The 23,609-nt window shown below is 58.1% G+C and carries 22 protein-coding genes; 11 read left to right on the forward strand and 11 right to left on the reverse strand.

The genetic code is table 11. From position 1 onward, the window contains the following. Window positions 1-23 precede the first annotated feature (23 nt). The gene (locus RDA78_RS23600) at window positions 24-1,133 is read left to right on the forward strand and encodes a serine/threonine protein kinase (protein ID WP_434052210.1); all 1,110 of its coding nucleotides are present in this window, start codon (window positions 24-26) and stop codon (window positions 1,131-1,133) included. 94 nt (window positions 1,134-1,227) lie between these two features. Here RDA78_RS23600 and RDA78_RS23605 read toward each other — a convergent pair whose 3' ends face one another. Next, a complete protein-coding gene (locus RDA78_RS23605; protein ID WP_434052211.1) occupies window positions 1,228-2,076 on the reverse strand; it encodes a PfkB family carbohydrate kinase in 849 nt (282 codons plus the stop codon). Window positions 2,077-2,165: 89 nt separating this feature from the next. Between RDA78_RS23605 and RDA78_RS23610 the strand changes: the two genes are divergently transcribed. The 7 genes from RDA78_RS23610 to RDA78_RS23640 all read left to right on the forward strand — a co-directional run bounded on the left by RDA78_RS23610 (window position 2,166) and on the right by RDA78_RS23640 (window position 9,498). Continuing rightward, window positions 2,166-3,032 (forward strand): dihydrodipicolinate synthase family protein, encoded by an 867-nt coding sequence (locus RDA78_RS23610; protein ID WP_434052212.1) that lies wholly within the window; start codon window positions 2,166-2,168, stop codon window positions 3,030-3,032. Continuing rightward, window positions 3,029-3,682 (forward strand): GntR family transcriptional regulator, encoded by a 654-nt coding sequence (locus RDA78_RS23615; RefSeq protein WP_434052213.1) that lies wholly within the window; start codon window positions 3,029-3,031, stop codon window positions 3,680-3,682. Before RDA78_RS23610 ends, RDA78_RS23615 begins: the two co-directional genes overlap by 4 nt. A gap of 41 nt (window positions 3,683-3,723) precedes the next feature. Next, window positions 3,724-4,719, forward strand: a complete 996-nt coding sequence (gene dctP / locus RDA78_RS23620) for a TRAP transporter substrate-binding protein DctP (RefSeq protein ID WP_434052214.1) — start codon at window positions 3,724-3,726, stop codon at window positions 4,717-4,719. 55 nt (window positions 4,720-4,774) lie between these two features. Beyond that, window positions 4,775-5,338, forward strand: a complete 564-nt coding sequence (locus tag RDA78_RS23625; protein WP_434052215.1) for a TRAP transporter small permease subunit — start codon at window positions 4,775-4,777, stop codon at window positions 5,336-5,338. Next, complete coding sequence (locus RDA78_RS23630) at window positions 5,335-6,630, forward strand: TRAP transporter large permease (RefSeq protein ID WP_434052216.1); 1,296 nt, start codon at window positions 5,335-5,337, stop codon at window positions 6,628-6,630. The genes RDA78_RS23625 and RDA78_RS23630 overlap by 4 nt, the downstream gene beginning before the upstream one ends. A gap of 300 nt (window positions 6,631-6,930) precedes the next feature. Beyond that, a complete protein-coding gene (locus RDA78_RS23635; protein ID WP_434052217.1) occupies window positions 6,931-8,352 on the forward strand; it encodes an amidase family protein in 1,422 nt (473 codons plus the stop codon). A gap of 183 nt (window positions 8,353-8,535) precedes the next feature. Further along, a complete protein-coding gene (locus RDA78_RS23640) occupies window positions 8,536-9,498 on the forward strand; it encodes a hypothetical protein (protein WP_434056200.1) in 963 nt (320 codons plus the stop codon). A gap of 101 nt (window positions 9,499-9,599) precedes the next feature. On the opposite strand, the gene RDA78_RS23645 is transcribed toward RDA78_RS23640, so the two are convergent. The 4 genes from RDA78_RS23645 to RDA78_RS23660 form a co-directional block, all read right to left on the reverse strand. After that, window positions 9,600-10,133, reverse strand: a complete 534-nt coding sequence (locus tag RDA78_RS23645; protein WP_434052218.1) for a hypothetical protein — start codon at window positions 10,131-10,133, stop codon at window positions 9,600-9,602. Between the two features lie 233 nt (window positions 10,134-10,366). Then, window positions 10,367-10,906 carry a hypothetical protein gene (locus RDA78_RS23650; protein ID WP_434052219.1) on the reverse strand — a complete coding sequence of 180 codons (540 nt, stop codon included), beginning with the start codon at window positions 10,904-10,906 and terminating at the stop codon, window positions 10,367-10,369. A gap of 87 nt (window positions 10,907-10,993) precedes the next feature. Further along, window positions 10,994-11,845, reverse strand: coding sequence for a glutaredoxin 3 (gene grxC / locus RDA78_RS23655; protein ID WP_434052220.1), 852 nt, complete (start codon window positions 11,843-11,845; stop codon window positions 10,994-10,996). Window positions 11,846-12,164: 319 nt separating this feature from the next. After that, window positions 12,165-13,250 (reverse strand): LysR family transcriptional regulator, encoded by a 1,086-nt coding sequence (locus RDA78_RS23660; RefSeq protein WP_434052221.1) that lies wholly within the window; start codon window positions 13,248-13,250, stop codon window positions 12,165-12,167. 320 nt (window positions 13,251-13,570) lie between these two features. Between RDA78_RS23660 and RDA78_RS23665 the strand changes: the two genes are divergently transcribed. After that, window positions 13,571-14,269, forward strand: a complete 699-nt coding sequence (locus tag RDA78_RS23665) for a DNA alkylation repair protein (protein WP_434052222.1) — start codon at window positions 13,571-13,573, stop codon at window positions 14,267-14,269. Here the strand turns inward: RDA78_RS23665 and RDA78_RS23670 are convergent. From RDA78_RS23670 to RDA78_RS23680, 3 genes are all read right to left on the reverse strand, one after another. Continuing rightward, on the reverse strand, window positions 14,266-15,339 hold the full coding sequence (locus RDA78_RS23670; protein WP_434052223.1) for a 2Fe-2S iron-sulfur cluster-binding protein: 1,074 nt from the start codon (window positions 15,337-15,339) through the stop codon (window positions 14,266-14,268). The two genes, RDA78_RS23665 and RDA78_RS23670, sit on opposite strands and share 4 nt — an antisense overlap. Window positions 15,340-15,343: 4 nt before the next feature. After that, window positions 15,344-16,579, reverse strand: a complete 1,236-nt coding sequence (locus RDA78_RS23675; protein ID WP_434052224.1) for an aromatic ring-hydroxylating oxygenase subunit alpha — start codon at window positions 16,577-16,579, stop codon at window positions 15,344-15,346. A gap of 141 nt (window positions 16,580-16,720) precedes the next feature. Next, complete coding sequence (locus tag RDA78_RS23680; RefSeq protein ID WP_434052225.1) at window positions 16,721-18,760, reverse strand: FAD-dependent oxidoreductase; 2,040 nt, start codon at window positions 18,758-18,760, stop codon at window positions 16,721-16,723. 165 nt (window positions 18,761-18,925) lie between these two features. Here RDA78_RS23680 and RDA78_RS23685 point away from each other — a divergent pair, with 165 nt between their 5' ends. Then, entirely contained in the window at window positions 18,926-19,570 is a 645-nt protein-coding gene (locus RDA78_RS23685) for a TetR/AcrR family transcriptional regulator (protein ID WP_434052226.1), read from the forward strand. A 13-nt stretch (window positions 19,571-19,583) separates the two neighbouring features. Here the strand turns inward: RDA78_RS23685 and RDA78_RS23690 are convergent, their stop codons facing one another. Next, window positions 19,584-20,069 carry an Lrp/AsnC family transcriptional regulator gene (locus RDA78_RS23690; protein ID WP_421984461.1) on the reverse strand — a complete coding sequence of 162 codons (486 nt, stop codon included), beginning with the start codon at window positions 20,067-20,069 and terminating at the stop codon, window positions 19,584-19,586. Window positions 20,070-20,229: 160 nt separating this feature from the next. Then, complete coding sequence (locus tag RDA78_RS23695) at window positions 20,230-20,868, reverse strand: uracil-DNA glycosylase family protein (protein WP_434052227.1); 639 nt, start codon at window positions 20,866-20,868, stop codon at window positions 20,230-20,232. Window positions 20,869-20,999: 131 nt separating this feature from the next. Here RDA78_RS23695 and RDA78_RS23700 point away from each other — a divergent pair, with 131 nt between their 5' ends. Continuing rightward, complete coding sequence (locus RDA78_RS23700; protein ID WP_434052228.1) at window positions 21,000-22,550, forward strand: sensor histidine kinase; 1,551 nt, start codon at window positions 21,000-21,002, stop codon at window positions 22,548-22,550. A gap of 2 nt (window positions 22,551-22,552) precedes the next feature. Here the strand turns inward: RDA78_RS23700 and cobT are convergent, their stop codons facing one another. Further along, the gene (gene cobT / locus RDA78_RS23705; RefSeq protein WP_434052229.1) at window positions 22,553-23,575 is read right to left on the reverse strand and encodes a nicotinate-nucleotide--dimethylbenzimidazole phosphoribosyltransferase; all 1,023 of its coding nucleotides are present in this window, start codon (window positions 23,573-23,575) and stop codon (window positions 22,553-22,555) included. Between the last annotated feature and the right edge of the window lie 34 nt (window positions 23,576-23,609).

Genomic DNA, 23,609 nt, shown 5'->3' on the forward strand with positions numbered 1-23,609 from the left:
ACCCTTGCAGGGCGGAGGAAAGAATGAACAAAACGGTCGTAAGTAGCTGGAACGAATGGGATCCTTTGAAACATGTCATCGTCGGACGTGCCGATGACTGCCATATTCCGCCGGAGGAACCGGCACTGGATGCAAAAGTTCCGGAAGACAGCGACATGCGCGGCCAATGGGGACGTCGCCCGCAAGAAACGATTGATCGCGCCAATGAGTTGCTGGACCGCTTTGCCGGCCAACTGGAAGCGCGCGGAATTCGGGTCGACCGGCCGACACCCATCGATCATTCACAGCCGGCCACAACGCCCGATTTTCATACCGACAGCCAGTTCGGGTGCATGCCGCCACGCGATGTTCTGCTCACCGTCGGCTCGGAAATACTCGAAGCGACGATGTCCTATCGTTGCCGCTGGTTCGAGTACTTGAATTACCGTCCCCTGCTGCAACGGTATTGGGACGAGGACCCGAATTTCCGGCATGAAGCCGCGCCCAAGCCCCGGCTCACCGATGCCGATTATCATCCGGACTACCTCTCGGAGAGGATCGGCGTTGAAAAGCGTTTGCAATGGGCGGCGGAGAAGTTCTTTGTCACCACGGAAGAAGAACCGCTGTTCGATGCCGCGGACGTCCTCCGATTTGGCAGGGACCTTGTGGTGCAGCACGGTTTCACGACCAACCTGAAAGGCATCGAGTGGCTGCGCCGGCACTTTCCCAACCATCGCGTCCATACCGTGAATTTCCCCGGAGACCCCTACCCCATTCATATCGATGCGACCTTTACACCGTTGCGACCGGGATTGATCCTGAACAACCCGCAAAGGCGGTTGCCGTCGGAGCAGCGCGGATTGTTCGAGGCCAACGGCTGGGAAATCTTGGATGCCGCGCAGCCGGCCCACAATGCGCCGCCACCGCTCTGCTACTCGAGCGTCTGGCTGTCGATGAATGTGCTTGTTCTCGATCCCAAGACGGTCTGTGTCGAAAAGTCGGAAGTGTACCAGGCTGAACAGATGGACAAGCTTGGCATGGAAGTCGTCGAAGTCGAGTTGCGCGACGCCTACGCCTTCGGCGGAGGTTTGCATTGTTGTACCGCCGATGTTTACCGGGAAGGCAGCTGCGAAGACTATTTTCCAAACCAGTAGCATCGAACGGCTTGCGGCGTGTCAGATGGCCGGAACCGGAATTGTCTCCGGTTCCGGCCGGGTGCCGGTGACGCGCCTCTTGACCGGCATCACGTCAGTGCTCAAGCGATTGCCCGACCTCTTTCAGGGTCGGAAACCGCTCCTCTGCGCGCCGGGACACAAACAGCGCCGCAGCAGAATTTGCAAACCTGACCGCGTCCCCTTCCCCGGTTCCGTCGGCCAAAGCGAACGCGAATGCACCGTGCCAGACATCCCCGGCTCCCAGCGTGTCCAGTGACGTAACTAGCGGCGGGGCAAATCTGCTTCCGTCGTGAACTTGCACTTCCGCCGCTCCACGCGTCACGCAAGCCCAGCACTGGTTCTGTGCCGCGATCTCGGCCAGCGACTTGCCATCACAATCAGCCAGTCCCTGTTCGGAAAACGCGAGATGGCTGGCGGACGGCAGAAGATCCCGTGGCAATGGGGCTTCGGCGTCCAGAACCGCTGGTTTGCCTTGCTGCCGTGCCGCTTCAAACAGTCCTTTTGCCAGATTGCGGCACCTCGTGTCGGCCAAAACAACATCGAATTCGGGAACGCCGGCCGTCATTCCCATGTCGAGCAGACGATCCGATCTCTGGTTGACAATGGTACGCTCGCCCGCGCCCGTCATGAAGATCGCGGAATGAGCAGTCGCCTCACCCGGGAGCGTCCGAACGAGGGCGCCATCAATCCCACGCAACACGATTTGCTTGCGAAGGTACTCACCGAACAGGTCGTCTCCAACAGCCCCGGCTAGCCGTGCTGTCCCTCCCAATCGTGCAATCGTCGTTGCCGCGAGCAACGCGCCCCCGCCGGGCAGAAGCCGGGCGGCGTTCGCCCTGACCTTGCTGCCTTCCTGCGGAAAGGCGGTCAGATCATAAATCGCATCCAGCGTTATCAACCCGGCACAGATGACGGTCGGCATGACGGCACTCCAACATTTGCGCGTAACATGTTACACTGTACATTATTAAAATGTCATGTATCATGGAATTCTTCAATCCAGGGGAACCGATGGCACAATTTGGCATTCTGACCGCTCTTCTGACCCCGTTTGCAGCGGACGGTTCGATCGACGGGGACCGGCTCGCGGGTCACGCCGCATCGATGGTTGAGCGGGGTGTTTCCGGCGTGACCTTGTTCGGCACCACGGGCGAAGGCGCTTCGATCGCCGCCGGCGAGCGACAGGCCGGAATCAGTGCCCTGCTCGAATGCGGTTTGTCGCCCGAGCGGATCGTTCTGGGTGCTTACGGTTCGGCAGCTGCCGATGCTGCGGCCCAAATTGACGAAGGCATGCGGGCCGGTATCACGCGCTTCCTGGTCCCGCCGCCCTTCTATTTCAGCGATGCCGGGGACGAAGGGGTGTTTTTGTGGTTTGCCGCACTCATGGCCTTGAGCAGCCCAAAAGCCGGCATCATTTTGTACAACATTCCCCAGGTCACGGGCGTCGGCGTCTCACCCTCTCTTGCCTCGCGCCTCAAGGAATTCCATCCCGAACGGATCGTTGCCATCAAGGACAGTTCGGGGGACTGGCCCAACGCAGTCCGGCTACTGGAAGGGAAAGTCTTGCCGGTTCTGATCGGTGACGAGCGCCTGCTGCACAAGGCTGTCCCGCTGGGGTGTGTCGGGTCGATCACCGGCGTCGCCAATCTTTATCCCGAAAGGCTTTGCAATGTCCTCACTTCTTCCACCGAAGACCCCATGCTTACGCGAACCGTTGACAGGATTGTGGGCCTGCCCGTGATCCCGACTCTCAAAGTGTTGCTCGCCGACGCGTTGGGGGCCCCCGCCTGGGAAAACCTGCGCCCGCCGCTGCTTGGCCTGACGGCGGAACAGAAGTCCGAAATCCTGGCACTCGAAGGAAGGGGCATGGCCGCATGAACAGGTCGGAACGACGCCTCCGCGATGACGCCTACTCCAGTTTCACCGAAAAGCTTCTTTCGCGTGACATTCAGCCCGGGCAGATCGTCTCTCAGCGGGAGCTCGTCGAACTCACGGGAATGCCGTTGGGCGCAATACGCGAGATGATCCCGCGGCTCGAGGCAGATGGTTTGATCCGCACGGTCCCCAAGCGTGGGCTACAGGTGCTCAGTATCGATCTCGAACTGATCCGAAATGCGTTCCAGTTGCGCAGGATCATCGAAAGCGAGGCATTCGCCTCCTTTTGCAGGAGCGCGCCCGATACCGATATCGCGCGTCTTGCCAGCGAGCATCGCAAGACATTGAGCGAAGCCGAGCGTGGCGTGACACCGGAATTGCTGTCGCGCGCGCAGCATATGGACTGGGCCTTCCATGATCACGTGATCGATTCTCTCGGCAATCGGATCATTTCCGACATTCACAGGGTGAACGCGATCAAGATCCGTCTGATCAGAAACTCAGAAACAAGGATGTTGCCGGAACTGGTGGTGTCCGTCATGAGCGAACACCTGGTGATCATCGACGCGCTTGAAGCGCGCGACGTGGAGAAAACGGTTGAAGCTGTGCATGCCCACGTGGACAGCGCAAAACGCCGGGCCCTCGGGGTCTGACGATAAATGCGGAAAACCGCAATCACAGAGGAGGAAGTGTAATGAAGTCTTCTTTTATTCTTGGTGGCTTGGCCGCACTGGCGGCTGCAGCGATTACGGCGACCGCGGTTGCTGACGACAAGGTCACGCTGCGCATGTCGACGCCGGCATCTGAAACCGACCAGCGTTCGGTGGCCTTGGCCGAAGTGTTTGCGCCGGAGGTTGCAGAGTTTGCGACCTACGAACCGCACTACAACGCGTCGCTGATCAAGCAGAACTCGGAGCTTGAGGCCATCGCTTCGGGCGATCTGGAAATGTCGATCGCCTCCGCCCAGGAGCTGGCGCAGTATTTCCCCGAGTTCTCGATTTTTGCGACCGGTTACGTGCACCAGGATGCCGATCACCAGGTGCGTGTCTTCAACGATCCGCTGATGGACCCGTTCAAGCAGAAGGTGGAAGACGAACTCGGCATAAAACTTCTCGCCGTCATGTATCTGGGCCGACGTCATGTAAACCTGCGGCAATCGAAGGATGAGCTGACGGTCACGACCCCGGCGGATCTCGCCGGCGTGAACCTGCGCATGCCTGGCACCGACGCCTGGCAGTTCCTCGGCAAAGCTCTGGGTGCGAACCCGACCCCGATGGCTTTCACGGAAGTCTATACCGCGTTGCAGACAGGTTCGGTTGACGGACAGGACAACCCGCTGCCCACCGTGGTGGATGCAAAATTCTTCGAAGTCACCAATCAGATCGCCCTGACGTCGCACCTGGTCGACTTGAACTATGTGGCGTTCTCGAAAGCCGTCTGGGATGCGCTGACCCCTGAACAGCAGGCGAAGGTGCAAGCCGCTGCAGAAGCGGCTGCGGAAAGTGGCCGCAAGGCACAATTGCAGAAGGAAGCTGATCTGGTGTCGTTCCTGGAAGAACAGGGCCTGGCGATTTACGAGCCCGACCTGAAAGCCTTCCGCGAACACGTTCAGTCACAATATGTCGGTTCGGAATTTGCCGCCTCCTGGCCCGACGGTGTCCTGGACAAGATCAACGCACTGGGCAACTGACCCAAGCAGGGCAAGGGTGGCGGTCCGCCCTTGCCCGAATTGATGAACGGCACACATGAAACAGATTACAGCAGGTCTGAAACACGCCGCCCAGGCCGTCGCGGCCACCATGATGGCAGCCATGTTCCTGACCTTCGTCCTTCAGATCTTCATCCGGTACTCGGCGCGCCTGGAATGGCTGCCGGAATATCTTCCCTTTCTGGAACCAACGCGATTTGGCTGGACCCTCGAGCTTTGTCTCGTCCTGTGGCTGTGGCTGGTATTCTGGGGCAATGCCTTTGTGGTTCGTGAAAGCGACCACGTGCGTTTCGATATTCTGTACAGCCGGGTCAGCCGGAAGATGCGCCGTATATTCGTGATTGTCTTCGGCCTTTGCATTGCCGTCGGCCTTGCCGTTTCAATTGAACCCACCTGGGCCAAATTCTATATCCTGCGGCTCAAGAAAACCGCGACGCTGTCCTCGCTGTTCGGCGACTGGGTGAGAATGCGCGACCTTTATGTGGTCTACATGCTGTTTCTCTTCGCTGTCTCCGCACGCTACTTCTGGATCGTCTGGCAGGCCTTCCGATACGGCGTGCCGGATACGCCCGACCCAGATGGCGAGAGGCTGAGCGAATGAGCTTTCAGTTTCTGCTGTGCCTCGGAACGCTGTTTCTGCTGGCAGGCATGGGCGCACCAATTGCCTATGCCATCCTGGTTTCCTCGCTCGTCTATCTGTTTGCCGCCGGACAAGACATCGGTCTTGCGGGAAAAGTGCTCATGGACGGGCTCTATTCCAGCTTTGTGCTTCTGGCCGTTCCCCTGTTCATCGTTGCCGCGAACATCATGAATGCGGGGACGATCAGCGATCGGCTTCTGCAGTTTTGCGTTGCTCTTGTCGGCCGTTTCCGGGGCGGTCTCGGTCACGTCAATATCGTCGCGTCGCTGATCTTTTCCGGCATGTCTGGATCCGCCGTGGCCGATGCTGCCGGGATCGGCAAGATCATCATCGAGATGATGACCAAGAGCGGTCACTACACGCGCGGCTATGCGGCTGCGATAACCGCTGCTTCGGCCACCATCGGGCCAATCATCCCCCCCTCGATCCCGATGGTGCTCTATGCACTCGTCTCCAACACGTCTATCGGATATCTGTTCCTGGGGGGGATCATTCCGGGCCTCCTGATGGGAGCCGTCCTGATGGGGCTCAACATCTGGCTGTCGCATCGCCGGAATTTTGCACTGGAGACCCCGGTTCCCCTTGTTGAACTGCCGCGGCTGACCGTGAATGCCTTCCCAGCCCTTCTTATGCCGGCGATCCTCCTTTATGGAATCTACGGAGGCGTTACGACCCCAACAGAAGCTGCCGCAGTTGCCGCCTTTTATGCGCTCATTCTTGCCGGCCTGTTCTATCGCGCCCTGTCACTGCGCGCTCTTTACGGGATCTTGGTTGAAAGTGCCCGTTCATCTGCTGCCGTCGGTATCGTGATCGGCGGTGCGCTGATCCTGAACTATGTGGTCGCGTCGGAAAACATTCCGACGATACTGGCGGCGCAGCTGGTGGGTCTCGACGTCCATCCTCTTGCCTTCCTGGTGATGGTCAATATTCTGCTGTTGCTATTGGGATGCGTTCTCGATGCCACGACAATCATTCTCGTGATCATTCCGCTTTTCATACCGACATGCCGCGAACTTGGTATCGATCTGGTGCATTTTGGCGTGGTGGCGGTCGTGAACTGCATGATCGGTCTGATCACCCCGCCCTACGGCATTCTTTTGTTCGTCATCAATGCCGTCACGCGTATTCCGCTCAACGAGATCATCAGAGAGATCTGGCCGTTTCTGGGCGTTTTGCTGGCAGCGCTGGCCGCTCTGATCCTGTTTCCCGGGCTTGTACTCTGGCTGCCGCGGGCATTCGGTTATGTGAGCTGACATCAGCGAAGGCTATGAGCCAGGTCATATCAAAGGCGCGCGAAGCCGGGCGACGCAGCCGACACACGATTTCAGACGAATGTTGTCCCACGAAAACGCAGCGCCGGGAGGGGCAAGCATACTTGCCTTGCATCCAATGGCCTATCCGGACCACAAGAACGAATGGTCTCCTTCCTGTGTTTCCCGGACAGCAATTCTACGGTGTTGTCCAGAACCACCTGCTCTAGTACCAAGTTGTTGCATCTCTGCTTTGTAGAGACACTCATTGCGCAATCCGGCTGCATGCGGGAGCCCTGATACATGGCGGAAAAACCAGTCTGGCAGTTGAGTGCCAGTGAACTTGCACAAAAAATCGCGCAACGCGAAACGACGGCCGAAGCGGTTGTGGCGGGCACCGTGGAGCATATGCGTGCCATCAACCCGGGCCTGAATGCCATTGTCGATGACCTGGGTGATGAGGCCATTGAAACCGCACGCAGTCTCGACGCCCTTCAAAGCAGATCCGGACCTGTTGGCCCCCTCCATGGGGTGCCGGTGACCATCAAGGTCAATGTGGACCAAAAGGGCAGATCGACCACAAATGGCGTAAAGGCGTTTGCCGATATTGTCGCGCCGGATGACGCGCCGTTTGTGAAAAACCTGACCAATGCCGGTGCGATTGTCATCGGCCGCACGAACACACCGGAGTTCTCTTTTCGCGCAACGACAACCAACGAACTGCACGGACGCACCTCCAACCCCTGGAATGAGTGGGCGTCGCCCGGCGGATCGTCCGGAGGTGCCTCGGCCGCCATCATGAGTGGCATGGGGCCGATCGCGCACGGGAATGATATCGGCGGCTCATTGCGGTTCCCGGCCGCTGCGACGGGCGCGGTCACCGTCAAGCCGGGGCTTGGCCGAACACCGGCATGGAACCCTTCGCAGACGGCCGAGCGCGGCATGCTTGCGCAACTCATGTCGGTGCAAGGTGTCATCTGCCGGGAAGTGCGCGATGTGCGGCTTGCCATGAAATCCGCCATCACCTACGACCCGCACGATCCCTGGCAGGTTCCCGTTCCTTTCGAGGGGCCAGCTCCGGAGCGGCCCACAAAAGTCGGCTTCACCAGAAACACCTATCAGTTCGAGATCCACCCTGCGATTGTAAAGGCTCTAGATACGGCGCGCGACTGCCTCATTGAGGCCGGCTACGAGGTCGTCGAGATCGAGCCTCCAGATATCAGCGAAATCGGCGAGACAGGCTACCGGGCCTTGATGGGCGAGGTAAATGTGCTGATGTTGAATGACGTAAGGCGGCACGGCAGTCCCGAAATCAACCGGATGTTCGACGAGTATTTCGACTTGTTTCCGCCCTTCAAGGGCGACGATCTGCTGCACCAGATGGCAAGACGCTCTCATTTCATTCGCCAATGGAATCTCCTGTTTGAGCGCTATCCCCTCGTCTTGAGCCCGTTTCTGCCGTCTCCGACCTATGCCTGGAACAGGGATGCAGAAGGCAAAGACGGCATCATGGAAGTGCTCGGGTGCGGTATCTGGTCATTCGCCATGAACTACATGGGTTATCCTGCAGGCATCGTGTCGCCCAGCATGCACGAGGGAATGCCGGTCGCGGTGCAAATTGCAGGCAAGCGCTTCCGCGAAGACCTGATTCTTGATGCTCTTGAAGCGGTGGAAACACGCATGGGCGTCATGGCCGGAAAACTGTTCGAGCGCGGCGTGGCATGACGCACTGCCACCTGCGCGTCGCAAAAGGACGCGGGAACTCTGACCTAGCGGAAGGTTTTGCACCGATCTCTGGTTGTCCGTGGTCCTGACCCCAGCTTTTCGGAGACCAAACCGACACATTGCGTGTAGTATCGCAGGGTGCGATTTGCAGGAGAACCGACATTGCCATTTGCCTGGTTTCATATGACGTTCGCCGCCTTGCTCGCTGCCGCCACCGTGGCCGTGTCACCGCTCGCAGCTTCGGCGCAGCAAAGTTCAAAGATCCCTGCCTGGCTGCAAAAACATGTGGGGACGGCGGAGGGTCAAATTGCTCCGATCGTGCTTCAACGGGCACGTGCGCTTTACGAGCGAAAGCGCCGTCAGGGCAAAGTCAGAAACGCCTGCTATTTTGCCAAGGATGCAACCCGCCCGAGCACCTCTCGCAGTGGCAAGCCTGGACGGCGGTTTTACGTGATTTGTGAACAACGAAAGTTCTTTCGGGCCGTGTCATCGGGCTACGGCAATGGCCGGAAGCTGCGGCGCGCCAATTTCTCGAACGGGCGCCAATGCGCCAAGAATTTCAGCAATGCGGAAGGATCGAAACTGACCGCCGGCGGATCCTATGTCACGGCAGAATCAAGGACTTCCTTCAAGGGATACTACCGCCGGTCCGGCAAACGGAAAGCGTTTCACCGGACATTCCTTTTGTTCGACGGTGAAGGCGAAACCGCAAATGCCAGAGAACGGGCAATCGGCGGGCACCCTGCCGTGTTTCTGAAATGGCAGTGCCGTTTCAAAAACCCGAAAAGCCCTCACGCGGACAAGGATGGCTATGTCCCTTACGGCAAGCTGGTGAACTATACCGGCGGCCGCAGCAATGGCTGCACCACCTGGTCGCCAGCTGAATCCAGAGACATCCTTTCTCTCGTTGAAGGAAATCCGACCACGCTTTACATCTATCCCGAAGGACGCGACATCAACGCAGTCGCAAATGCCGTTCGGAAACGGAAATCGCTCAAAAACGCAGGGCTTTACTGGAACGCAAGTTGCCTGAAATCAATCGGTTCGCCAAAGTTCTGGCCCAAACGGAAGCTCCAACCGATTATCAACGAGTGGCGGCGTTCCTTGCCCAAGCAACCGCCTCTGGAATTGCCGATCTGCAAGTAAAGCCGATCTCACCCGTGCAGTTGCCGTTTCTGCGTCAGCACGTTTTCAGATGGCTCGTGACCTTCGACCGAACAAGGCAGACCCTGGCGGAACCATATCCGTCAGTTAAAGACTTCCGCGTCAGGCTCGGAATCCTGCAACTGAATGTCTTTCGCAGCGGACCAGAACCATAGCGCCCAGATCGGATAGACCAGCCATACGCCAAGCTCCAACACGACCGACAGCGCGTGGAAGTAAAATCCCATGCTGAACATGTCGTACAGTGCCCACGGAAAGGTCGTTGCCATAAACAGAAATTCATCGACGAGAGTGCCTTCGACACCGGCAGATTCTGCGTATGTTGATGCCCAAAGGACGAGCGCTACGGCCATTGCAAACGGCGCAGTAACGGCCATGAAAGCCGGCCACGTGTATTTCTGCTTCTTTGTGGCGAGACGGAAACCCCGCTCAATGTTGTTGAGCCACCCATAGGTGAAAACGAGCCAGAGGAACCAGACAATTATGCCTCTCAGAGCGAACTGGAGAGCGTCGGGTTCCTCATCGACGAACAGCACGGCTGTCGACGCCACCCTGGAGGCGACAACGGCGATCAGGTAGATCTTGGTACTGAAGACTATTTTGGATGATTGTCCCATTCCGCGTCCATTGTCTTGTTCTGGTTCCAACGCGAGTGCGATCTCACAGAGCAAAGCTATGCCGTTTGAAAATATACATAAAACCGGGTTATACAACTTTTGATTTAAAAGGAAGTCTCATTCCCCTGTCTGGAAACGAGCACCGGGACAAACCGCGCAACGTCTCGCTCCCGCGTGAAATCAAGGGCGTCCGAAAAACCGCCCGCGCATGTTCGGATTGAACGCTTCCTCATTCATTCCCGCGACAGAACCAGCCATGCGTCCCGCGCCGCATCAACGGGACGGACCATCTTCACAGCTTCGTTTTCCGCATAGCGGCGCTGCGTGAGAGCGCTGTCCCATTTTCCCTGCAACAATCCTTCAAAAGCGGCAACGGTCGACGTCAATTCGAACACCTCGTCTAACAGCGAAAGCGATGTGTAGGGGCGCGTCGCCGGATGGAGTGCGATCGTTCGACAGGTCTCAATGTCAGCCCGACTCAGGATCGCCAGAGGGTAGCTCTCGGCAATGAAAATATCGGTCAACAGGATACCGTGCGCGTATTGGGCGATCGCAACCGTCTCCGCAGCATCCGGATGCGCGGCGCAAATCATCATGTGCGAGGCGTCGCCCCGGACGCAGTGCGCCAGCATGCTGCTTGCGTCCGCTGCATGGAGTATGCGTGCCCTGCACCCGCGTTCGCGCAGATGATTGCGCAACACGAAATCATGATTTGTGCCTTCGGGGCCCAGGGTGAAGTGAACCGCCTCGTGTTCAGTGGGTCTGTTCGGCAAGTTGCTGGCTCTCAAGCGGTGCTCAGGTTCTGCGCAAGGCTGACTATCTTGCCCCTTTCACACACGAACCCGGTTTCATGATCGCTCCTATTGCTTCGTTCCTGCAAGCAAGGCGTCCAGCCCTCCGTTCCTTTCCAGAGCGGCAAGGTCATCGCCACCGCCAACATGGGTCGGCCCGACAAAAATCTGTGGCACGGTCCGCTGGCCTTTGCTGCGGGCAACCATCACATGCGCCGCCTCAGAGTCGCGGTCCACATCAACCTCAGCGTAAGCGATCCCTTTTTCGCTAAGGAGCGTCTTTGCGGCCCGGCAATGCGGGCAGTCCGGTGTCGTGTATATCAGGACGCCAGATCCGTGTGCATGCGAAGCATTCTCCTGAAGCCAGGCAATCACGTCTGCCGCCGACCGGTTCGGCGGGAAAACTGGATAGAAAACATGCTCGACAACGCCATCTTTCAGGATCAGGGTCAGCCGCTTGATGAGCCGCATGTCCTCGACCACCATGGTTGGAAGGTGCATGGCATCGGAAAGTTCGAAGTCGGCATCGCTCAGGATCGTGAAAGACAGTTCCAGGCGGTCCGAAAGCTCTTTCTGGTATGCTTCCGTCTGGGTGCTCAGGCCGAACACGGTCACGCCGAAGGCTGCGAAAACGTCCTTCTCGGCTTGAAACGACAAGGATTGAGGCGTGCAACCGCGCGCGCCCGGAATGTCGTTCCAACCTGGCGGCAACTCCACTCCGGGGACGCCGGTCATTGGATAGGCATAAACGACCACGCGGCCCGGCACCCTGGACAGATCCACCCATTCTCCCGTCGTTGCGCGCAGTTTTACGGAAGGCACTGTCATACCCGTCAGATGATCCACACCGCCATCATCGACGGGCCGCGGCAGATCGTCAGGCAGGACAAGAGGGTTGGTGGTGTTTTGCGAATTCGTCATGGAGGCGGCTCTCTTTTGCTCGCCTATTGGTGCCCCATAACTGCTTTCGCGGATAGGTCCAGTCTGTGCATTTTTAATGGACTGGTTCCATACACGGATGATGGAACAGAAAATCAGTCCTCCATCTTGTTGTGCGAGGTCCTGAAAATGATTGTTTGGCCCGCTTTTACGGTCCGGAACTGTCCCTGCTCGACAGCAGCTTTGAGCTGAACGATATGGAACGCAACGATTAGTGCGCTGTTGTTTCAGTTCCGCCGTGAAATCAATCTGCCGAAACAATCAACGGTTTCTGCACGGCCGATGACATGTGAAGTGCGTTTCAAAGGCACCAATCACGCGTTCCGTTGTGCGGGCGGTCTGTTTCGTTCCGCGCTCTCTCGTTGTCCTCAGCGATCATGGTGCGAAGCCAGGCCATCAGTTTCTTCAAGGGCGGGCGCTTGACGCCTTGACGCGTCAGCATGTGATAACCGGTGCACGGTTCTTCTTCATCCTCGAACAGCACCTGCAAACTGCCGGCATCGATATCGGGCTTGATAAATGCCTTTGCCGTTGCCGACACGCCCTCGCCGCGGCGCAATCCCTCAAGCAGCATATAACCTGGCAAATGGGTAACGTTGAGCTTTTCGCAGGGCACGACACCCTGATTTTTCATCCAGATGGCCAATTCGTTGGTGCCGTATTCCTGCAGCCACGGAAAGTCCAGAATATCCTCGGGGCTGCTTATCGGCCTGTCGCCGATCAAACACCGTGCGCCGACGACGGCGAAGTTGGTTGGCAAAAGCAGTTCGGAATCCAGGCCGGGCCAGTCGCCCCTGCCGAAGCGTATCGCCATGTCGGTGCCGCCGGGTGTCAGTTCAATGACTTCCGCCGTCGGGTTGAGCATCAATTCAATGTCCGGATGCTTCAAACGGAAATCGTTGATCCGCGGCATCAGCCAGCTGACAGCAAAGGTGGGCGTCATTGTGATGTTCAGCGGCCTTGCCTGGTCGTCCTTGAGGAGCGCATCGACTGTGTCCCGAATGGCCTCGAAACCGCCTTTCAACCCGCTGAACAGCTGTTCCCCCTCCAGCGTCAGCGCAACACCCCGTCCCTCTCGAACGATGAGCTTCAGTCCCATGAAACTTTCGAGGCTCCGGATCTGCTGACTGACCGCTGCATGGGTCACGTTAAGCTCTCGGCCAGCTGCAGAAAGGCTCTTCGATTCAGCCACGACGGCAAACACCTTGAGGCTGTTGAGCGGAGGAAGCGAACGCCAATCCATATGTAACTTTTCCTTACATATCCAAATTCTTCCTGACTCGCGTTTGTCCAACGTTGGAGCCATATTCTCATCAGACGCCAACCGAGGAGTGTAAGTCAATGTTAGATATTTATGCACGCAGCCTTCTGGAAGCAACCCGGTCATCGAGCGCTGAAACGATGGACCCGCGCACCAAGCGCCGCTTGGCCGAGGAGCGGAACCGGGAAGAACAAGAAGCGCGCGTCTGGTGGCGCAGGCCTTACTGGGTGTGATCCCCGCAAGGTGGCGCGTCCTGCCGGAAGGCTGGATCTTGAACACCTGAAACCGACAGTCTGAACAAAGCAGGGTCCGGCTCAAACGCCGGACCTTTTTTTGGAAGCACACCAGATCACGCGATCAGCAAGCGGCTTCCGTTTCCCTCTGAAACGGCGCTATTCTTTGGTGACCCGATCACCGGTCAGAACAAGCGTTCACCAGAGGCATCGATGAGCCGTTCGACTTCAGACTGGACAGCAAAAGCTGTACTTGAGCACCTTGGCGAGCTCGGGACCGAGCAAAACCGGCAAGGCATGGCCCGGTTCGGGATCGATGCCTCCAAAGCTTTTGGCGTGCCGCTCTCGGTTCTGCGCCCATTTTCAAAAGACCTTGGAAAATCGCCTGATCTCGCACGCGATCTTTGGGCGTCCGGCTTTCACGAGGCCAGGCTGCTCGCCATTCTGATCACGCCTCCCAAGGCGATGACAGCAGAGCTGACCCAGCGCTGGCTGGATGACATCCAGTCCTGGGACCTGTGCGACCAGCTAACGAATGTCCATGCCCGCCGGACCGACTCGGGGGCGCTTGTTCCGGTTCTCGTTACCAACGAACGCGAATTCATCAAACGCGCCGGCTTTGCCCTGATCGCCTGGCGTGCCGTCCACGCAAAAAAAGCTCCGGATCAGGAGTTTCTCGACTGCTTCACCTTCATCCGGGCCGCCTCGACGGATGACCGGAATTTCGTCTGGAAAGCCGTTCACTGGTCCTTGAGGCAGATCGGAAAGCGCTCTGCGGACCTTCATGGCCCGGCGCTGCGCCTCGGCGAGGAACTGACCCGTACCGGCGACAGGACGGCACGCAAGATCGGCCGTGAAACCGTCAAGGAGCTTTCCTCCCCAAAGGTATGGGAGCGTCTCGGACTCAGCTAAACCTCGACTTCCACAGTGCCAATCGGGTTAGAGCAGCACGCAAGAATGTAACCTGCCTCGATATCGTCTTCGCTGATCCCACCGGAATGGACCATGTGAACTTCGCCGTCCAGCTTGCGAACCTTGCAGGTGCCGCAGACGCCGAATGTGCACCCGGACGGAATGTTCAGACCGGCATCCTTGGCGACCGCCAGCACGGTATCGGTCTCGGTGCACCAGGCGGACACGCCCGAGTTCGCAAAGACAATCTGCGCTTTCGTGTCGTCCTGAGGCACGACATCGTCGAATTCGGTCAACTCCGCCTTTGTTTCTGCCGGCGCCTGGAAACTTTCCTGGTGGTAGCGGTCCATGTCGTATCCGAGCGCATTCAGGATTTCGCGCACGGCATCCATGAACCCTTCCGGACCGCAGCAATAGACATCGCGTTCAAGGTAGTCGTTGCACATCAGGCCGAGCATCAACTGGTTGAAATGCCCGCGATACCCGGTCCAGACCTCGTAGGGATCGCTTTGCTTGACCACAAAGTGCAGCTGCAGCCCCGTGACCCGGCTCGCCATGTATTCCAGCTTCTGCCGGAAGATGAGATCCGCCGGACGCCGCGCGCACTGAATGAAACAGATATCCGGGTCCTCACCCCGTTCGAAAAGCGTCTGCGCCATCGACATCATCGGCGTGACGCCGGAGCCAGCCGAAATGAACAGAAACCTGCCGTCCGGGCTCGGCGGCAGATGAAAAAGACCGGCAGGGCCGAATGCCTTCAGCCGCATGCCGGGCTTCAGATTGTCCAGGAGCCAGCGCGATCCCTGACTATCGGACTGGGCCTTCACGGTCACCGAAACGTAAGCGCTGGAGACCGGTGACGACGACAGCGTATAGGTTCGCTGCACATTGCCGCCGGGCAATGGTAGATCCAACGTGATGAACTGCCCGGCCCGGTAGACGAAGGTCGCTCCGGACGGCGGGCGGAACGAAAATGTCTTCACATCGGGTGCTTCGGGCACCACCATCACGCATTCCAACAGCTCGCTGTCGGACCAGACAGGCGTATCGCGTCCCGGCATCGGTATCATCGGGTCACTCCGCCGCTACACGGAAGCGCCCGAGAAGGGACGTTTCCAGATGCGCGGCATACCAGTCGACGAACTGGATGACGCCGCTTTCCTGAACCGGCGAATACGGCCCAGGCTCGTAGGCCGGTGAACAGATGCCAATCTGGTTTTCCTCGACGATCCGGCGGTCCTCGTCATTTGTGTGAGTCCAGACCTCGGTGAGCCGCTCCAGATCGTAGTCAACGCCCTCCTCAGCATCCTTGTGAACCAGCCAGGTGGTGGTCACTTCCGATTCCATCGGCCCAATCGGCAGCACGCGGAAGGTCAGCACCTGGTCGGACAGGAAATGGTTCCAGGTATTCGGATAGTTGAAGAAGAGGCATGTGCCCGCATTGTCGAAGGGAACGGTTCCGATCCGCTTCGAGACAGCCGACTTGCCGTCCATCGTGTAGCTGACAGCGTCCCCGAGGAACGGAATGCGCACGAAGCGCCACTGCTCGTTCGGCGAGATCACGTATTTCGCGGGCAGTCCTGCGCTTTCGCAGCGCTCGACATGCTGCTTCCCGACGTTGGACGTGGACGAATCGTCCGCTCCCACAAGGTTCGGATCGTCCGGGAATGTCCGGCACAGGGAAGGATGCGAACCTGAGCAGTGATAGCATTCGCGGTTGTTCTCCAGAACGAGCTTCCAGTTGCCCTTTTCGGTGATTGTCGACTGATGCGCGACCTTCAGATTTCCAAGATCATGGGGCCCGAGATAGCGTTCTGCCTGTCGTTTCAGGCCGGAAGCGTCGGGCGCGGCCTCCGCAAGGCAAATGAAAACCATGCCGGACACGTCAATGCAGTGAACCGTTTTCAGCCCATGTTCCTCGGGCTTGAAGTCCGAGCCCATTTCGCGCGCCCAAAGGAGCTTGCCGTCGAGTTCATAGGTCCATTGGTGATAGGGACACACCAGCTTGGGCGCTGATCCTTTAGCGGCGGAACAAATACGGCTGCCGCGATGGCGGCACGAGTTGTGGAACGCACGGATAACACCATCCGCCCCGCGCACCACGATGATGGAATAAGCGCCGATCTGGAGCGTGGCAAAGTTGCCCGATTTCGGAAGTTCAGCCGAACAGACCGCAAAAACCCAGTCTTTCTGCCAGATATGTGTGAGATCGGCCTGAAACACGTCGGCGTCGGTGTAGAACGGCTGCGGCAGTGAGTAGCCGGATCGCCGGCTCATCAATAACGAAAGAATGTCCGAGTCGCTGTACATGTGTCTCATCCTGATGTGTCCGCTGCCACCGAGCGTTGATGCAGCGAAAATTAGTCCCGCAATCATCGGCTGCCATAGCTCAAAAACGGCATCCGCTTATTCAAGTGAGACGTTGCCCAAAAAATCCGCAATGGCTTGAAGTCAGATGTCTTTTACCAGCCTGAGTGCGTCGTAAATCGCGGCATGCGTGTTTCTTGCCGAAACGGCATCGCCAATCCGGTAAAGGGCAAAGTCTCCGTCAGGATTCGCCTCAAGCGGCTGCGGACGGCCGAAGATCAGGGCCTCCTGATTCACGGCGCCGAGATTCTTTGATCTTGGCTTGAGCTCGAAATAAAGCTCATCAAGCGGAACCGTCGCATGATTGACAATGATCTGGTCGAAGTCGCGCTCCTCGGTAAAGCTGGAGTAATCCGTTCCGATCACTGCGGTCATCAAGTTGCCCGTACGCCTGGCCGCCTTCAGCCGATAGGTAACCGTGAACCGGACATCCTTGTCCTGAAGCGCGCGCATGTAAGGCACCAGGTTCATTCCCATCACCTCGGGAGAAAAGGAGCGGTCCGGTGTCATGATTTCCACATGCGCGCCGGTCTTGGCAATCATTTCGGCCGCCTGCAGCGCGGCGTGGTCACCCGCATCGTCGAACACGAGAACCTGCCTGCCCGGCTTGACGTCACAGGAGATTATGTCCCATGCGGAAACGACGAGATCGTTGCCCTCAGACAGCAACTCGGTATGCGGCAAACCTCCCGTTGCAACGATGACGGCATCGGGATTTTCAAACATAACATCAGATTCTTCTGCGTATGTATTAAAGTTAAATCTGACATTCCTGGCAAGACACTGGTCCATGCGCCAGTCGATGATCGAGATCATCTCTCTTCGACGCTCGGACTGTGCCGTCAGCCGGACCTGCCCACCCGCATCGGGTGCTGCCTCGAAGACAACGACATCGTGACCCCGCTCGGAGGCAACACGGGCCGCTTCCATACCTGCAGGCCCCGCGCCAACAACAACGACCTTCTTCTTGATGCTTGCCGGAGATATCTCATGCGGCATCGTCAGTTCTCGACCTGTGGCCGGATTGTGAATGCACAGGGCTTCACCGCCCTGATAAATCCGGTCGAGGCAGTAAGTTGCACCGACGCACGGCCTGATATCCTCTTCCCGCATCTCAGAGATTTTCCGGACGATCAGAGGGTCTGCCATGTGCGCGCGCGTCATGCCGACCATATCCAGCAATCCTTCTGCGATCGCATGTCGCGCGGTGGCGACATCGGGGATCTTGGCAGCGTGGAACGTCGGCAGACCAATCTCCCGCCGCACCGTTCCGGCGAAATCGAGATGCGGCGCGTTGCGCATGCCTTGCACCGGGATCACGTCCGTCAAGGCAGCGTCCGTGTCGATATGGCCCCGGATGACGTTCAGAAAGTCGATCTGCCCCGTCGCTTTCAGCCGCCGGCCGATCTCCAGTCCCTCCTCGGCTGTTATCCCGCCTTTCATCGCCTCATCGGCTGTAAAGCGAATTCCGAGAATGAAGTCTTCGCCGACCCGCTTCCGGATGGCATCGATCACTTCAAGCGAAAACCGCATCCGGTTCTCGAGCGTCTCACCGCCATAAGGACCGTCGAGGTGATTTGTTGCCGGTGACCAGAACTGGTCCATCAGGTGACCGTAGGCTTCCAGTTCGACGCCGTCCATGCCGCCTTCTTTCATGCGTTCGGCAGCGTCTGCATAGTCCTGAATGATTCGGGCAATGTCCCAGTCCTCAACCAGTTTCGGGAAGAACCTGTGCGCTGGCTCCTGTGCCATCGTGGAAGAAACGGAAGGCAGCCAGTCCCCCTTGTTCCAGCCGGTCCGGCGGCCCAGGTGGGTGAGCTGGATCATGACAGCGCAGCCGTGGTCGTGGCAGGCGTCCGTCAGTTCGCGGATCCAGGGCACGACCTCGTCCTTGTAGGCGAGGATGTTGTTGAATGCGGGCGGTGAGTTTCGTGAAACCGCAGCCGAGCCTGCCGTCATTGTCAGCGCAACCCCTGCCCTGGCACGGGTCTCGTGATAGGCCCGGTACCGCTCCTTGGGCATGCCGTCCTCAGGATAGGCCGGCTCATGAGACGTGATCATGATCCTGTTTTTCAGCGTCAGATGCTTCAGCTGGTAAGGCTGCAGCAATGGATCCTTCGACATGCGCTTCCCTCATTTCGCATCCGCCCGGTTCCTGTCCGGTCAGCCGGGAGCTTATTGCGTGGTACTGCCGGGTGAAAAGCCGCAAAAACGACATTTATGTCGTTTTTAAAGACATGTATGTCAATTTGGGTTGTTAGGAAGGAAACCAGCTGCTAACGAGCAAGCATGACTGAACCCCTGATCGAAAAAACCAGCGGTTGGCGCGGAACCCGGGAACTCTGGATTCAGGCGGCTTATGGTGCCTTGCTGGAGAGCGGCATCGATGCGGTCAAGGTCATGCCGCTTGCCGAACGCATGGGCCTGTCGCGCACGAGTTTCTACGGTCATTTTTCCGATCGCAACGATCTGCTCGATGCGCTTATCGGGCTTTGGCAATCGAAAAACACCGGCAATCTCGTCAGGCGGACCGAGGCCTATGCGGAGACGATCACGGAAGCGATCCTCAATGTCTTCGACTTGTGGCTCTCGCCCGATCTGTTTGACTCAAGGCTGGAATTTGCCGTTCGCAACTGGGCTCATGCCGATATGCGGCTTTCAGGTATGCTGGACGAGGCCGACCTCGTCCGGGTTGAGGCGCTGCAATCGATGTTCGAACGCTTCGGGTTCGACGCGGTACACGCCAGTGTTCGGGCGAACAACGTCTATCAAACCCAGATCGGCTACATTTCCATGAAGAAGGACGGGCCGACGGATCCGCTGGCGCCTCGCCTGGAGCGCATGCGCTACTACGCAGAGATCTTTGCCGGTCAGCCCGTGACGGATGCCGAAGCCGCCCGTTTTTTCGCGCGGCATCCGCTCAACGGCGCTTGAAGCATTCAAGGCGTCAAGCGTCTCCCCGGACTTTTTCCGGAACGACATAGGACAACGGAAGCGCGGTGGTGTTCTTGATCTGCTCCATTGCAAACGTCGTCGATACGTCTGAAATTTCGATCTTGGCGATCAGCTTCTTGTAAAAGGCGTCGTAGGCCTCGATATCCGGCACGGCAACACGGAGCAGATAGTCGACCTGCCCCGCCATCCGATAAAACTCGACGACTTCGGGAAACTCCTGGATCACGTCGGCGAATTTTTTCAGCCAGTCTTCCGAATGCTGACTTGTGGTGATGGCAACGAAAGCCGTCACTTTCGCATTCACCTTCGCCGGGTCCAGTATCGCAACACGCCCGGTTATGACCCCGTCTTCCTCCATCTTCTGGATGCGGCGCCAGCAAGGCGTCGTGGACAAGCCGACACGCCGGCCTATCTCCGCGACCGGCACGGTGCAGTCTTCCTGAAGAATGGACAAGATACGGCGATCGATGCGATCAATCATGGTGGTGACTTCCGGCCATTGGCGCGTAAGCTTCAATCCGAACGAACGGGCTTGAAGGAAATGATTTCAGTTTTGAGCGAAACACGTATGTAATTTTTCGCCCATCAAGTCAATCAGCACCATTTGGAGCAAAAAATCCTCCACTGGCGCTGATTACTCAAATCAACCGCGCCACCTCCGCTCTGAGAACCGGCAGAAGGTCACGTTCAAACCAGGGATTTTTTCTGAGCCATGCATTGTTGCGCCATGAAGGGTGCGGCAACGGCAATACCTTCGGCTTTCCGCTGGCGACCGCGGCGGTGAAATACGCCTCCCAAGATCCGACGGTTTCCGTCAGGCTCTTCTTGCGCAGCGCACCGAGGTGATACGCCTGCGCATATTGTCCGATCACCAGGATCATCTCGATTTTCGGCATTTCGGCAAACAAGGCGTCGTGCCAGAGGTTACGACATTCCCTTCTCGGCGGGAGATCGCCGCCCTTGTTATCCAGACCAGGGAAACAGAACCCCATCGGCACGATGGCGAGCCGTTCGGCGTCGTAGAAGATCTTCTCATCAATTCCCATCCAGTCCCTGAGCCTGTCGCCGGAGGGATCGGTAAACGGCCGGCCGCTTTTGTGCACCCGCGTGCCCGGTGCTTGCCCGCTGATGCACAGACGTGCGTTCAAGGACACTTGCAGAACGGGTCTGGGCTCATGCGGCAAGGCCTTTCCAAGCGGATTTTCAAAGCATTCCCGGCACGCGCGAATGCGTGAGACCAGATCATTGAGCGGTTGGGAATTATCTTGAAAGGACAAAGAGTTGCACCCTGATACAGCCGATTAACGCAATGCTTACCACGATCCTGAGGACGATCTTAAGAAATGATGAGTCAGAGTGCATAAACAAGCAGTATCACAATAACGATATCAACATTTTCCGGCGTCAAATGAAGTCCCAAGCGTCAGATACAGTGGGCGACACGATCGCAATCAACAGGCAGCGCGCCGAGCGTCGGCGCGAGCTTGCCCGTTCGGTACGCGATATCCGCAGCCGCCTCGGGGCTCCCGAAAACCGTCAATCGACTTTCGAGCACGAACGCCAGCACCTGTTCGCCGATACGCGCATCAATGCGGCCTTCGCCGCGCCTTTGCTCGCCCTGATCGTCGCCGCAATCTCCTCGCTCTGGGTCAGCCCCCAGTTCATGGGTGCATGGTTCCTTGTCACCATCTGCACGCACTTCCTGATGGTCGTGATCAGCCACTCTTACGAAAAAGCGCCTTCGGACCAGAAAGTGCGGGTCGTCTGGCGACGACGGTTCACGGCCGGGGATCTGATTTACGGCTGCAGTTGGGCCATGTTCTTCCTGATGCCGGAGCGGATCGGGTCCGGAGAAGGCCTAGTCATCTTTCACTTTGCCACGCTCCTGATCGTGATCGCGATGAACACGATGCAATCGGCCAATCTGCCAAAGTGCCTGCTGGCAAGCACACTGCCGATCACATTCGTCGTCACGTTCAGTTTCCTGCAGCAGTCAAGCGCCGTTCACTACACGCTTGCGGCCATGGCCATCGGGGCGCAGGGCTTTTTCCTGATCCTTGGCAACCAGCTTCTGAAAAATGCCAACACGATGCTGGAATACCGCGCGGACAAGGATCATCTGATTGCTGAGCTCGAAACCGCCAATTCCGTTTCCGATGAAGCGCGCCGGCGCGCCGAAGCGGCGAACCTTGCAAAATCACGCTTCCTCGCGACGATGAGCCATGAACTCAGAACACCGCTCAACGCCATACTCGGATTTTCCGAAATCATGAAGGACGAGGTTCTGGGTCCCATGACCAACAAGAACTACCGGTCCTATGCGGAGGATATTCACGGCTCAGGCGAACATCTTCTCAATCTGATCAACGAGATACTCGACCTGTCGCGCATCGAGGCCGGCCGTCACGAATTGCACGAGGAAAGCATTTACCTCCATGACGTGGTCGCCGAGTGCGGCACGATGATGAAGGTGCGGGCAAAGGCAAAGTCGATTGCCCTTCATCACGCGCATCAGGCGGACCTGCCCCGTGTTTGGGCGGATGAACGCGCAGTGCGCCAGGTGATCCTCAATCTGATGTCGAATGCGGTCAAATTCACGCCGGTCGGAGGCGAAGTCCGGGTCAATCTCGGACCGACTTCAGATGGCGGACAATATGTTTCCATTCGCGACAACGGCCCGGGAATTCCAGAAGAGGAAATTCCCACGGTGCTTGAGGCGTTCGGTCAGGGTTCGCATGCCATCAAGAGCGCCGAACAGGGAACCGGTCTCGGTCTTTCCATCGTCCAGGCGCTTGTCAGCATGCATGACGGCAAGTTCACCATTAAGTCCAGGCTGGGAGAAGGTACGGAAGTGATCGTGTCACTGCCGCCGTCGCGAAACATGAACTACACGTCTGAGGTGACAAACACCGCGAGTGCTGCCGCCGGAACGCGAAACAAAGCCGCCCGCAGCGCCTGACGTCAGGATTTTCCGGAAACACCCGCGTCGGCGAACGTTGCCATGCCCGAATGCATCTCGCAGGCCGCCTTGACCACGCCGGCTGCGAGCGCCGCTCCGGACCCTTCCCCGAGGCGCATTCCGAAATCAAACAGGGCGTCCTTGCCGAGGCGCTCAAGCACACGCCCGTGCGCATGCTCCGCGGAGACATGCGCGAACAGACAATGATCCAGACCGGACGGGTTCATCACATGGACGACCGCCGCGGCTGCCGTTGTGACAAACCCGTCGACGATGACCGGAACGCGTTGCAGGCGTGCAGCGATGATCAATCCCGCCATGGCCGCAATTTCCCGGCCGCCGACCTTTCTGAGAATCTCAAGCGGATCACTTTCGCCGTTCAGCCGGGCGACTGCCTTTTCAACCGCATCGCGCTTCCTGGAGAGGCCATCATCATCGACGCCGGTTCCACGGCCAATCCAGTCGGAGGCTTCGCCTCCAAACAGTGCGTGAAAGACGGCGGCTGCCACCGTGGTGTTACCGATACCCATCTCACCGAGGCAGACCAGATCAATGCCGCCGGCGAGCGCTTCCATGCCGTAAGCCATTGTCGCCGCGCAATTTGCTTCGTCCATGGCGTCTTCGCGGGTGATGCTCGGTGTCGGCATGTCAACTGCCAAATCGAAAACCTTCAGGCCGATGTCGTTCACGCGGCAGAGCTGATTGATGGCGGCACCTCCGGCAGCGAAGTTTTCCACCATCTGCTTGTTTACGGCACTTGGAAACGCCGAGACACCTTCGTCGGCGACCCCGTGCGCCGATGCGAAGATCGCGACCATCGGACGAGTTACCTTTGGCGGAGCGTTTCCTGACCAGGCGGCCAGCCATTCCGCAATCTCTTCCAGACGCCCGAGAGACCCGGCTGGCTTCGTCAGCTGACTGTCTCTTTCCCTGACCTTCTGCAATGCCTCCTCGTCCGGGCCGGGCATCGACTTGACGAGGTTGCGGATATCATCGAACGGCAGCGCGGTTTCGGATAGGGACATGCTGTTTTTCCCGGTCTGGTTTTTCTTGGAGTGC

This window comes from Roseibium sp. (assembly GCF_051016195.1).
In the GTDB taxonomy this organism is placed as follows: domain Bacteria; phylum Pseudomonadota; class Alphaproteobacteria; order Rhizobiales; family Stappiaceae; genus Roseibium.

Excerpts from the sequence above, each read along its gene's own strand:
- RDA78_RS23670 (WP_434052223.1), bottom strand. The coding sequence starts at position 15,339 with ATGATACCGATGCCGGGACGCGATACGCCTGTCTGGTCCGACAGCGAG.
- RDA78_RS23605 (WP_434052211.1), bottom strand. The coding sequence starts at position 2,076 with ATGCCGACCGTCATCTGTGCCGGGTTGATAACGCTGGATGCGATTTAT.
- cobT (WP_434052229.1), bottom strand. The coding sequence starts at position 23,575 with ATGTCCCTATCCGAAACCGCGCTGCCGTTCGATGATATCCGCAACCTC.
- grxC (WP_434052220.1), bottom strand. The coding sequence starts at position 11,845 with ATGACGAATTCGCAAAACACCACCAACCCTCTTGTCCTGCCTGACGAT.
- RDA78_RS23685 (WP_434052226.1), top strand. The coding sequence starts at position 18,926 with ATGACTGAACCCCTGATCGAAAAAACCAGCGGTTGGCGCGGAACCCGG.
- RDA78_RS23615 (WP_434052213.1), top strand. The coding sequence starts at position 3,029 with ATGAACAGGTCGGAACGACGCCTCCGCGATGACGCCTACTCCAGTTTC.
- RDA78_RS23680 (WP_434052225.1), bottom strand. The coding sequence starts at position 18,760 with ATGTCGAAGGATCCATTGCTGCAGCCTTACCAGCTGAAGCATCTGACG.
- RDA78_RS23640 (WP_434056200.1), top strand. The coding sequence starts at position 8,536 with ATGACGTTCGCCGCCTTGCTCGCTGCCGCCACCGTGGCCGTGTCACCG.
- RDA78_RS23600 (WP_434052210.1), top strand. The coding sequence starts at position 24 with ATGAACAAAACGGTCGTAAGTAGCTGGAACGAATGGGATCCTTTGAAA.
- RDA78_RS23660 (WP_434052221.1), bottom strand. The coding sequence starts at position 13,250 with ATGACCGGGTTGCTTCCAGAAGGCTGCGTGCATAAATATCTAACATTG.
- RDA78_RS23665 (WP_434052222.1), top strand. The coding sequence starts at position 13,571 with ATGAGCCGTTCGACTTCAGACTGGACAGCAAAAGCTGTACTTGAGCAC.
- RDA78_RS23700 (WP_434052228.1), top strand. The coding sequence starts at position 21,000 with ATGAAGTCCCAAGCGTCAGATACAGTGGGCGACACGATCGCAATCAAC.
- RDA78_RS23645 (WP_434052218.1), bottom strand. The coding sequence starts at position 10,133 with ATGGGACAATCATCCAAAATAGTCTTCAGTACCAAGATCTACCTGATC.
- dctP (WP_434052214.1), top strand. The coding sequence starts at position 3,724 with ATGAAGTCTTCTTTTATTCTTGGTGGCTTGGCCGCACTGGCGGCTGCA.
- RDA78_RS23635 (WP_434052217.1), top strand. The coding sequence starts at position 6,931 with ATGGCGGAAAAACCAGTCTGGCAGTTGAGTGCCAGTGAACTTGCACAA.
- RDA78_RS23625 (WP_434052215.1), top strand. The coding sequence starts at position 4,775 with ATGAAACAGATTACAGCAGGTCTGAAACACGCCGCCCAGGCCGTCGCG.
- RDA78_RS23675 (WP_434052224.1), bottom strand. The coding sequence starts at position 16,579 with ATGTACAGCGACTCGGACATTCTTTCGTTATTGATGAGCCGGCGATCC.
- RDA78_RS23630 (WP_434052216.1), top strand. The coding sequence starts at position 5,335 with ATGAGCTTTCAGTTTCTGCTGTGCCTCGGAACGCTGTTTCTGCTGGCA.
- RDA78_RS23610 (WP_434052212.1), top strand. The coding sequence starts at position 2,166 with ATGGCACAATTTGGCATTCTGACCGCTCTTCTGACCCCGTTTGCAGCG.